Genomic DNA, 9,692 nt, shown 5'->3' with positions numbered 1-9,692 from the left:
TTTTGTTTCTTTTGAAATCTTAGTCATAAAAAATACCTCCAAAGCTAAAGTTTTTACTTTAACTTTGGGGGTATAGGTCACAAAACATGGATTGGCATGTTAATCTGTTTCATTCTCTTTTTGTTTTAGGGTCATAATGCGATTGTGATTTGAAAAGCTGACAATATCCATTTGTTTTTAGGGTTTGGTTCTGATAAAAACGAATTTTGTCGCCGTCGAATGCGCTGGGCTGAACTGGTAATTTGGGGAATCGAAGTTTTTGAGATCGGTTGGATTCTCAAGTTGATTTTCAGCCATGAAGCGGACCATCTCACCCCGAGCCATTTTAGCCAAGGTAGCGCGCGTTTTGAGTTGACCATCAACCTCATGAACAAAGGTAATATCGATGAACTGGTCGGGTGATTGAAGATAGGAAGTAATTGCTTTTGAATATTCTTTTGAAGCCAGATTAATAATCGGCTCTTTTTCTGCGCTAATTGCTTGATATAAGTCATTACCCCAAAAGTCATAAAGGTTTTGAGTGCCGCTTACTGATAACCTTGCCCCCATTTCTAAACGATACGGCGCAATGCCGTCAAAAGGTTTCAAAATGCCATAGAATCCTGATAATATTCGTAAGTTGCGCTGTAAATAATCCAATGCTGGTGTTGTTAACAGGTCAGCCGCCAGGTACTGATACTGAATCCCAGAAAAGCTCAAAATAGCGGGGGTCAAGTGTTTTGTCAGATCAAGGTTTTGAAGGTGATCGTAATTGGGTTGAGTTAATTTATCGCTCGTATGCCATAGCTTTTTGGCCGCTTCATAATCCAATTGCTGCATGGCGGTTAATAATTCCTGAGCCTTTTCAAGATAAACGGGTAATCCCTGGATATCAAAGTCATCCTGGTTGACAATCATTTTTTTAGCCGGAGAAATGATGATTTTCATGACGATTGTTAAAATCCTTTCGTTGTTTAACAGTTCGTGATCGCACTATTGAACAAGATAGAATAGCCCACTGATGCCAATTAAAACGAAGACGCATTTTTGGATCATCTGGATATTCATATGAGCCGTGATTCGATTGGCAATCATGGTGCCAACTACGCCACCAACAATCCCAATTAAGATGAAGGGGATATCATTGGTCCCCAAAATGCCGTCATAGAATCGAACACTGGTGACGTACAATTGATCAATCAAAAAGAAAGTTTGAATATAGGCCAAGTACGCTTCTTTGGTATCGGCAAGTGACAGAAAATAGAGTGCCATGAGCGGTCCACCAATCCCAAATAAACCATTAAAGAAGCCGGAAACCACCATGAAGATAATGGCAACATAAATAGGATAATGTTTGCGACCACCAGACTTAATGAGGAGAAAATAGAGCGATAGGGCAACTAATAAGCCGCCCAACATCGATTTAAGCAGGTGAACATCAATTGAACTGACTAATTTCAAGGCGACAAAGGCCACGCTGGCATAGACCAGAAATGGCCAAATGATTCGCTTGAAGCTCAGACTACGACGGTATCGCCACGCTAGCATGATATTTGACACTGACATAATGAGCGAAGCAACCCCAGCACTTTGAGGGATCGGCAAAATCGTGGGTAAAAATACCATGAGAACAATGGCGGAACCAAAACCGGTCACCCCTTGGACGATGCCGGCAAGAACTGCGGGCAGTAATACGAAAAGTAATGTGGTCATTTTCTCACTCTCCCTTGGGCAATAGTTCGTTTAGATAACAAAGTTTTTAAAGCTTTGATACGCTGGCTGGCGTTTTTAGCCGTGTGGTTGGGGTGGGTGAATGTTTGGTATATAGCTTTCTTGAGACAACTAATGCGATGATCAGAAACAGCAAGCACATCGTAAAGCCGGCTTGAATGCCGATTTGCTGGTGGTTGGGCTGGCTGACAAAGAGGTGGCTGCCAATATTAATGGTTGCGACAATAATCGCGGTTCCAAACGATGCTGCAATCTGTCGGAGGGTGTTAAAGGCGGCCACGCCATCAGAAATTAAGTTGCTTGGTAAATAAGCTAACGCTTGGGTTTGAATCGGAATGAGAATGAGGACTAAGCCAAGTTGCCGAATCGTTTGGCCCAGCGTCAGCATTGCTACTGAGGCGTTAACATCAATGAAAGCCTGCATCATCGTTCCCAAACAATCAATTAGAATGCCGGTGGTTACGATAATTCGAACCGGATAACGGTCAAACAACCGACCGCTGATCGGTGACATGAACCCAGTTAATAACGCGCCAGGAAGTAACGCCAGACCGGAGATGATCGCACTTTTGCCCATGATGGTTTGGATTAATAATGGCAATAGAATCGTATTGCCATACATGGTGGACACAATGAGTGAATTAACCAGGGTGGCGGTTGTGAATTGGGCGTTTTTAAAAACAGCGAGATTCACAAAGGGGTGATCTGACTGTCGCTGGGTGATTATGAATGTAGTGATTAAAGCCACCCCAACTAAAAATGGCAGCCAAACCGTTGTTGAGGTAATCGCGAATTCGCCGACGTTTGAAAAACTCCATAATAATCCAAGCAAGCCAAGGCTGATGGTGATAAGGCCAGTCACATTAAATTGCGGTTCTTGCTTAGTTGGAATCTTGGGTAATGCGATGAGGGCGAAACCTAGATCAAGAACAATAAATGGGAGCACTAAAATGAATAAATAACGCCATGAAAAATAATCTAAAATCACGCCAGAAAGGGTGGGACCAATGATTGGCGAAAAGTTAAACGCTAAGCCGACAATTCCCATGACGGCACCTTGTTTACCCCGGCTGGCATAGCGAATTGCCAAAATATTTACCAGTGGCATCATCATTCCGGAGCCGACTGCTTGAATCATCCGCCCAATAATTAACGTGAAAAAGTTAGGCGCCAATGCACCAAAAATGGTACCGATGAGAAAAATTGTACTAAATGAAATGAATAGCGAACGAAAGGTGAATTTTTTGGTGAGATAAGCACTAACTGGAATCATGATCGCATTGACCAGCATGTAGCCGTTACTAACCCACTGAACGGTGGACGAAGAAATATTAAATACCCGCATAAAGGTTGGCAGGGCAACGTTCATCAGTGTTGAGCAAAGGATTCCAAAGAAAGTGCCGAACACCATAATAAACAGTGCGCGTTTAATTTCTTTTGACATTAACAGGACTTCTAACTATGTATTTTTGGTGAAGCAACTCTAAATAGTGTAAGGATTATGGATTGCTAAGTCAAACCCTATGGTCAATTCCTATTTCTCAGCAAAAAAAGTAGCCGAGATGAATTTAAATTCTCAGCTACTTAGATGAATTGGGGCTGTGAGAGTAATCGGGTTAAGCTTTTTTAGTCACTCGATAAAAATACGGTGAAAACGGGGTTCCCTTAGCGATATTAAAGCCATCGTAATAAATTTTAACCTGTTTTCCACTGACTTTGTTAAAGGTAAATCGCCCGGTATGTAATTCATTTAAGGCGTTCTTTCCCTTTATCGTGTAGGCATGGCTATTGATTTTTCTCCATTTGGTATTCGTTAAATGCCAGCCGGCTGACTGGGTGAGGGATGCATCAATTCGGTTGCTCTTAACGCGAACCGATTCATGACTATATAACTTCTTCATGCCAAAATACTTACCAATATTGACCGTTTTATTACGCCAGTGGCCCTGAAAAGCAGTCGGGGTGCCGGTATGCCAAGTTGCCGCTTTAGCGTTTGTAGTCGTTGAGACACTGCCAATTGCTAAGGGGACGGCGATTAGCAGGCTGAGGGTTAATGATTGATTCATTTTATCGCTTCCAAAATAAAGGCTATTTTTGATTATCAGGGGTTATTAATTGAATTACCATGCTGGGTTCACCGCCTGGAATTGCTCGATAGACGGCATAGTCACCAGGTTTTAGGTTATAATCCTGTAATTGGCCATTGGCTTCCACCTTAAAGCCGGCAGCTTCGTAATAGCTGTGACCGTCAACGGGTTCATCCGTTAAGGTGACTTGAACGGAATCCAGAGGGGCAACGTCAAGTGACGCCCGCCTTAATGCTAAATATTGGTTATTAATTGAATCAACGGTTACGGTAATTGAGTTATCAGTACATGGGGCGGTAAACGTTTCTTTCAATATGCATGACTTCCTTTTTTGAATTCTGCGTGGCGAATATCGCTTACGTTTATTGTAACTGTTTTGTCAGTCTGAAAGTAAATTAAATGATCATTGGCACCAATAACAATACCATCAATATTATAAACACTTAAATAGGCTTCACCATTTAGCTGAAGGATGATTTCTCTGGAATTTTCCCAACTGAGTTGTAAAAAATGATCGATGACTTCTGGATCCTGTTGCGGTAAACGAGTAGTGGGAACTTCGCTGATTTTTTTATCAGTCATGTCTTGAGTGTGATCACTTAGAAAGTAACCTAACCACTTCATCATACCGCGATCGTTATAAAGCCATTGGTCACGAGGAACGTTGCGAATCATAAGGCCTCACCTCCATGTGTTCATTATACGAACATATGTTTGTGTGGTCAAGAAAAAAAGTGAGCGGATCCAAACAGTTAGAGATCGGAGTGTAAGTCTCCTCGAACAGAAATTCCGGGTTTGGGAATTTTTGTTTGAGGTGCTTACATGTAGATCTTTGTTTGGAGGAGCTGTCCTAACATCACAACTTCAACTGCTCTTCATCCGTCGACAACGGAAATCCCTTTCTAAAGGCAGTCATCAAGAAATTAAGTAGGGGTGGGGTCACTTTTAATTCGTCAAGATCACGCAGCGAGAATGTGTAACGAATGGCATTTTCATCATTTGCTTCAACCTTTTGAACCCACTTTGGTTCCCGAATTAATTCTCGACCCATCGCAGCAAATGCAACTCCAGTATCAATGAGTTTTTCGACTTGAGCAGGGGTGGCTAGGTGGCCAACAACCATTAATGGCAAATTATCGTCAAGAAGTGGCTGAATCTTTTCAAATATTGGTTGAGGATCTGTCCGATCGACAATTGAAGTGGCAAACGCATCCGCTAGGGAAAGGTGAAGGTAGTCGATCGGCATTTGATTCAGCTTTTGAATTAAGGCTAGTGTGTCAGCCAAACGGATTCCGGGGGTTTCGATTTCTTCAGGGGAAATTCGATAACCTAAAATAAATGACGGTTTTGAATGTTTAATAACCGCCGCGCAAATAGAAACAACGGCTAATGGGAAATTCATTCTGTTTTCAAGGCTGCCACCCCATTTGTCAGTTCGCCGATTGGAATGGGGACTGAAAAATTGTTGCAGTAGGTAGGTATTGGCTCCGTGAAGCTCAACACCATCAAAGCCGGCGTCAATAGCGAGCTGAGTGGCATGACCAAAGTCTTTGATCGTTTGTTCGATTTCAGCATTGCTAAGGGCGCGTGGCGTTTCAGCGCCAGGTCGCAAGGGGGCAACGGCACTAGCAGAAACCGGCTGTTTACCACGGAGAACCTTAGAATTGCTCATTCTCCCAGCACTAAAGATTTGTAAGATTGCCTTAGTCCCGTTAAGCTTCATGGCATTAGCCAATCGCCGCAGTCCAGGAAGCATTTTGCTGCTGGCAATACTTAGCTCACCTTCAAAGCCCTTGCCAAGTTCGTTAACATTGGCACAGCCGGTGATCATCAGGCCAACACCGCCAGACCGCAGGCGATAGTAGTCAATTTCGTCAGTTGTAATTGAGCCGTCTTCAAAGCTGGATTGTTCGGTCATTGGCGACATTGCGATCCGGTTCTTGATGGTAACGCCGTTTCGCAGCGTGTAAGGATTGAGAAAATGATAGGTTGCCATTGGAAAACCTCCATATAATTTAAGATATGATCTTATTCTAGCATAGTGAAGAATGCTTTGATGGAAAGCGGGTGTCTTGGAGAAATGATGTAAAACAAGTTTGACATATCATGTAAAACATGTTTTACTATAAATGTAAAATAAGTTTTACATTGAATGGGAGGAATTGTTATAAAAAATACGATTAGGAGCCGTCGAAAAGAATTGAAATTGTCTCAGGCAGAACTAAGTGAACTGACCTTAGTGACTCGACAGACAATTAATGCAATCGAAAATGAAAAATATGATCCTTCATTGGAATTGGCTTTTAAATTGGCGAGGGTATTGAACACAACGGTTGATGAACTTTTTATTTATGGAAAGGAAGGAAAATAATGAATACTAAAAAACACATCATGAATGTCGCAATAGCTGCGACTGCCGGATTAGGAGCTATTTACGTATTCTTTCTAATTAGCGCACTTTATCGGGGTTATTTCAATGTGCCACTGAACGTTTCAGTGATTTTGTGGGCAATATTAGCAATGGGGATCATTTTTGATCTCCTACTTTTGACAAAAACTAAAAAGATGAATCGGAAAATCAAATTTTTTGATTTTAGCGAGAGTGGCTATCCAGTAGACATGGAACATAATGATGAACGGGAATGGCGCCTGATGCTCACAGCAACATACATATCATCTCGACTGACAATTAATTATCTGATTATTGCTTTCATAATTCCCTATATCATCATTTTGTTTGGAACTGGTTTTGGGTTAATCTTTTGGATCATTTTTTCTGGGACAGCACTGTTTATCGCAATGATGATCAATGAATGGGGATATGTGTTTGCCTATTTACATTTGGACAGGTCATAGGGAAGGGTGCGGATAGAATCTTAGAATTAAAGCATCAAATAATTATCGAGTCGTTTAACCTTAATCATTAAATTGAAGCTGTGCCACCAAATTGCTTCAGCTTCTCAACAAAAAATCCGCCATCATTCCAGAATGAGAAATGATGGCGGATTTTTTGCGATGTTGGGACGACAGATTAGACTAAATTATTTTTAGCATGATGATCAATAGAAAATAGTCGGGCGCTGATCGAACAATTGTTGGCTAGCTTTAGCCAATAATGTGATCAAGTTACAGTTCGCCGCCCTTTTCAAACGTTGGCACCATTTTTTCAGCTCGCAATAATACAAGCTGGTGAAGGAGATCTTTCACATTTTCGGTAATTGTATTGGCAATTTTTGCGTTAACTTGATTGTGCCAATCCGGTAGCTGAGCTTTGTCGATTTGTTTAAACTCGGCATCTGCGGCAGCGACTGCGGCCCGGCCATTGGCAAATCCAAATTTGCGGCTTTCAGAAACGGCCGTCATTGCGTCAAGATCATGTTCGGCAAAGAATGGATCAGCCAACATTGCAACCAATTTATTTAGCCAATAGAAGCTCTCAGTTGTTGTGAGCAGCGGGGTGTTCTTGAAGTTTGCGGGCGTATCGGTGCAGTTGGCAAAGAATGGCACGGGCGCATTGAATTCGTTAACGCCTTCAGCCAACCAGTGAATGGCGGCATGCGCTGCTGGGAAGCTTGGCCGAATTTGTAAGATATGCATCTCTTGATTGCGGTTCATCCCAATTGGACGGTAACGTTGGCGGGTTTCTTCAGTTCCCGTTTTGCCATAGGGGTCAAAATCGGTCCCTTGATAATGGCTGCTCAAGATAAAAGCAATGTCTTCAACAGAAATTAAATGATCGGCCACTCTGGTAAATGGCATTGTCCGACTTTCAGGATCCTGATCAATTTCGGGATTCAAATATTTTTGACCATACCAAACTCGTGGGGTGTTGTAATAATGGTCGGCTTGAGTATCTTCACCGAAGATGTCACGGAAATTGAGGCCTTTACGCGCCTTGTTCAGATGATATTCTTCGGCAAATGCTTTCAAATCAGCACTATACATAAAGTGATCGGTGTCGTTGAAGTCGATTTCTTGAATCCCTGTTTGGTTAGGTGCGAGCACGTAAGCGTCATCGGGGATGCGTTGAGCTGCCCAATGATGACCGCCAACCGTTTCAAAGTACCAGACTTCATCTGAGTCGGAGAAGGCAATACCGTTACTTTCACAGGTACCAAATTTTGTAACCAAATCACCCAAGCGTTGAACCCCTTCACGGGCATGATGAATGTATGGCAAAACCACTGTCAGCATGGCCTCTTCGCCAATTCCGTCTGGCACCAGGGGATCGAGCCCCAACATTGTGGTATTGGTAAATTCGGTTTCGGTCGAACTCATGGCAACGTTGGCGGTGTTAATACCAGATTCGCCCCAAAGGCCGTCACTTGTGTCGGCACAAGGCGTCTCGGTATAACGAAGGGGATTGTCAGGTAGTTTCAATCGAAATTTGTTAAAGGTTGAGATGTATTCACTTGGTTGATCGGTGGAATTAACGACGACAAATCGTTTAGCATTGATGCCGCCACCAGCATCTTCATTTCTGGCGATCATCGTGGAGCCATCAACCGTAGCATTTTTACCAGCTAAAAAAGCAGTACAACTGGAAAGATTTAAAGCAGTTTTCAACAAGTTCATTTCCTCTCTCAATAAAAGCGATTATCCGACAACTGAATCAGATACCGCTTTAAATTATAGCTAAATAATTGTTATGTCTCAAATTATACTGCAGTTCCTGGCCCATTTACAGGCGGGCCGAAACGAAAAAATCCTTTCGAAGGGAAAAAGTAGTATATTAATAATAGATTGTTCAAAATTGGTTAATGGAGAGGGTGCCTACTCATGGTTTGGATTTTTATTTTTTTAATCATCGCGGGATTCGTCGCTGGTCTCTTGGCATCAGTCGCTGGATTGGCCTCGCTGGCATCTTATCCAGCCCTGCTGTTGGTTGGTTTGCCCCCGGTCATCGCCAACGTGACTAATACCACCGCTTTGGTCTTTTCTGGTATTGGGTCAATGGCTTCGTCGATGAAGGAACTCAGGGGAAATTGGAAGCGACTGGGAATTTACGTTGGCTTGTCACTGATCGGTAGCATTGTCGGGAGTTACTTGCTATTGATCGCGCCGGCATCATCATTTGAGAAGGTTGTGCCATTTTTTATTTTATTTGCAGGGATTTTGCTCCTGATGTCGGGTCGCAAGAAAGATACGTCAACTCGGAAGATGAGAGAAGCACATGCATCACCTGAGAAGCACTTTTGGGTTGCACTCATCAGCTTAACCGGGATCGTTGTGGTTGGTGCCTACACCGGTTACTTTGGTGCGGCGGGTGGCGTCATCTTTCTGGCAATTCTATCGATTATCATGGATGAAAAATTCACGGTCATTAATGCGACGAAGAATGCGATTGCTTTTATTGGGAATTTGGTTGCAACCATTATCTTCATTTTTAAGTCGCACATATACTGGTTGTATGTGATTCCAATGGGATTTGGCTTGTTGGTTGGCGGCTACACTGGCCCGATTATTGTGCGCCACGCGAATATTCATTTACTCCGGGCACTGATTGCTTTAGCAGCGTTTGGGTTAGCGGGATACTTGTTTGTGACCGCTTACTTTTAGCTAATCGTTGAGCCCAAATAAAAAGGATTGAAGCGTTGATGTATCCGGTCAGCGTTTCAATCCGCTATTTTTATGATTATTGATGATCGTTATCATCAGAATCATACTGTTTAGCCTTCTGGGCCAGCTTCTTTTGGCGGACCAGTGCCTTAGCATCTTTCCGGGCTGCCTTTCGTTTGGCTTTTTGTTGCCGTTCTTGAATCTTAATTTCTTGCTTAGCAGCTTCTTTTTTAGCATGAGCCTGACGTTCAATGTTCTTAGAAGCTGTCCAAGATCTATGATTTTTGATATACTTCTATGTAAAAAGCGAGTTTAAGCTATGAAAAATTATCCCAG

At 42.6% G+C, this 9,692-nt stretch carries 11 protein-coding genes; 3 read left to right on the top strand and 8 right to left on the bottom strand.

Going from position 1 to position 9,692, the window contains the following annotated elements; genetic code table 11:
* Nucleotides 1–177 precede the first annotated feature (177 nt).
* The 7 genes from yaaA to KTE19_RS11485 all read right to left on the bottom strand — a co-directional run bounded on the left by yaaA (nucleotide 178) and on the right by KTE19_RS11485 (nucleotide 5,793).
* Nucleotides 178–927, bottom strand: coding sequence for a peroxide stress protein YaaA (gene yaaA, locus KTE19_RS11515; protein WP_217162621.1), 750 nt, complete (start codon nucleotides 925–927; stop codon nucleotides 178–180).
* Nucleotides 928–972: 45 nt separating this feature from the next.
* Nucleotides 973–1,692 carry a sulfite exporter TauE/SafE family protein gene (locus tag KTE19_RS11510; RefSeq protein ID WP_217162622.1) on the bottom strand — a complete coding sequence of 240 codons (720 nt, stop codon included), beginning with the start codon at nucleotides 1,690–1,692 and terminating at the stop codon, nucleotides 973–975.
* 46 nt (nucleotides 1,693–1,738) lie between these two features.
* Nucleotides 1,739–3,154, bottom strand: coding sequence for a DHA2 family efflux MFS transporter permease subunit (locus KTE19_RS11505; RefSeq protein WP_217342327.1), 1,416 nt, complete (start codon nucleotides 3,152–3,154; stop codon nucleotides 1,739–1,741).
* Nucleotides 3,155–3,326: 172 nt separating this feature from the next.
* Nucleotides 3,327–3,776 (bottom strand): hypothetical protein, encoded by a 450-nt coding sequence (locus KTE19_RS11500; protein ID WP_217162624.1) that lies wholly within the window; start codon nucleotides 3,774–3,776, stop codon nucleotides 3,327–3,329.
* Between the two features lie 22 nt (nucleotides 3,777–3,798).
* Complete coding sequence (locus KTE19_RS11495; RefSeq protein WP_217162625.1) at nucleotides 3,799–4,110, bottom strand: hypothetical protein; 312 nt, start codon at nucleotides 4,108–4,110, stop codon at nucleotides 3,799–3,801.
* Nucleotides 4,107–4,472, bottom strand: coding sequence for a hypothetical protein (locus KTE19_RS11490; RefSeq protein ID WP_217162626.1), 366 nt, complete (start codon nucleotides 4,470–4,472; stop codon nucleotides 4,107–4,109). The genes KTE19_RS11495 and KTE19_RS11490 overlap by 4 nt, the downstream gene beginning before the upstream one ends.
* Nucleotides 4,473–4,653: 181 nt before the next feature.
* Entirely contained in the window at nucleotides 4,654–5,793 is a 1,140-nt protein-coding gene (locus KTE19_RS11485; RefSeq protein ID WP_217162628.1) for an NADH-dependent flavin oxidoreductase, read from the bottom strand.
* Nucleotides 5,794–5,964: 171 nt separating this feature from the next.
* Between KTE19_RS11485 and KTE19_RS11480 the strand changes: the two genes are divergently transcribed.
* The gene (locus tag KTE19_RS11480; protein ID WP_217342328.1) at nucleotides 5,965–6,168 is read left to right on the top strand and encodes a helix-turn-helix transcriptional regulator; all 204 of its coding nucleotides are present in this window, start codon (nucleotides 5,965–5,967) and stop codon (nucleotides 6,166–6,168) included.
* On the top strand, nucleotides 6,168–6,653 hold the full coding sequence (locus tag KTE19_RS11475; RefSeq protein WP_217342326.1) for a hypothetical protein: 486 nt from the start codon (nucleotides 6,168–6,170) through the stop codon (nucleotides 6,651–6,653). The genes KTE19_RS11480 and KTE19_RS11475 overlap by 1 nt, the downstream gene beginning before the upstream one ends.
* A 270-nt stretch (nucleotides 6,654–6,923) precedes the next feature.
* On the opposite strand, the gene KTE19_RS11470 is transcribed toward KTE19_RS11475, so the two are convergent.
* The gene (locus tag KTE19_RS11470) at nucleotides 6,924–8,372 is read right to left on the bottom strand and encodes a C69 family dipeptidase (RefSeq protein ID WP_430681884.1); all 1,449 of its coding nucleotides are present in this window, start codon (nucleotides 8,370–8,372) and stop codon (nucleotides 6,924–6,926) included.
* 204 nt (nucleotides 8,373–8,576) lie between these two features.
* Between KTE19_RS11470 and KTE19_RS11465 the strand changes: the two genes are divergently transcribed.
* On the top strand, nucleotides 8,577–9,356 hold the full coding sequence (locus KTE19_RS11465; RefSeq protein WP_217165431.1) for a sulfite exporter TauE/SafE family protein: 780 nt from the start codon (nucleotides 8,577–8,579) through the stop codon (nucleotides 9,354–9,356).
* Nucleotides 9,357–9,692 lie beyond the last annotated feature (336 nt).

Origin of the sequence: Lentilactobacillus dabitei, from assembly GCF_019061365.1 — a bacterium.
GTDB classification, from domain to species: domain Bacteria; phylum Bacillota; class Bacilli; order Lactobacillales; family Lactobacillaceae; genus Lentilactobacillus; species Lentilactobacillus dabitei.
The sequence above is the reverse complement of the archived record's forward strand: the minus strand, read 5'-3'. Positions and strand labels throughout refer to the sequence as shown.

What these genes read in the sequence shown, in the direction of transcription:
- yaaA (WP_217162621.1), bottom strand. Translation starts at nt 927, where the DNA reads ATGAAAATCATCATTTCTCCGGCTAAAAAAATGATTGTCAACCAGGAT.
- KTE19_RS11510 (WP_217162622.1), bottom strand. Translation starts at nt 1,692, where the DNA reads ATGACCACATTACTTTTCGTATTACTGCCCGCAGTTCTTGCCGGCATC.
- KTE19_RS11505 (WP_217342327.1), bottom strand. Translation starts at nt 3,154, where the DNA reads ATGTCAAAAGAAATTAAACGCGCACTGTTTATTATGGTGTTCGGCACT.
- KTE19_RS11500 (WP_217162624.1), bottom strand. Translation starts at nt 3,776, where the DNA reads ATGAATCAATCATTAACCCTCAGCCTGCTAATCGCCGTCCCCTTAGCA.
- KTE19_RS11490 (WP_217162626.1), bottom strand. Translation starts at nt 4,472, where the DNA reads ATGATTCGCAACGTTCCTCGTGACCAATGGCTTTATAACGATCGCGGT.
- KTE19_RS11485 (WP_217162628.1), bottom strand. Translation starts at nt 5,793, where the DNA reads ATGGCAACCTATCATTTTCTCAATCCTTACACGCTGCGAAACGGCGTT.
- KTE19_RS11475 (WP_217342326.1), top strand. Translation starts at nt 6,168, where the DNA reads ATGAATACTAAAAAACACATCATGAATGTCGCAATAGCTGCGACTGCC.
- KTE19_RS11470 (WP_430681884.1), bottom strand. Translation starts at nt 8,372, where the DNA reads ATGAACTTGTTGAAAACTGCTTTAAATCTTTCCAGTTGTACTGCTTTT.
- KTE19_RS11465 (WP_217165431.1), top strand. Translation starts at nt 8,577, where the DNA reads ATGGTTTGGATTTTTATTTTTTTAATCATCGCGGGATTCGTCGCTGGT.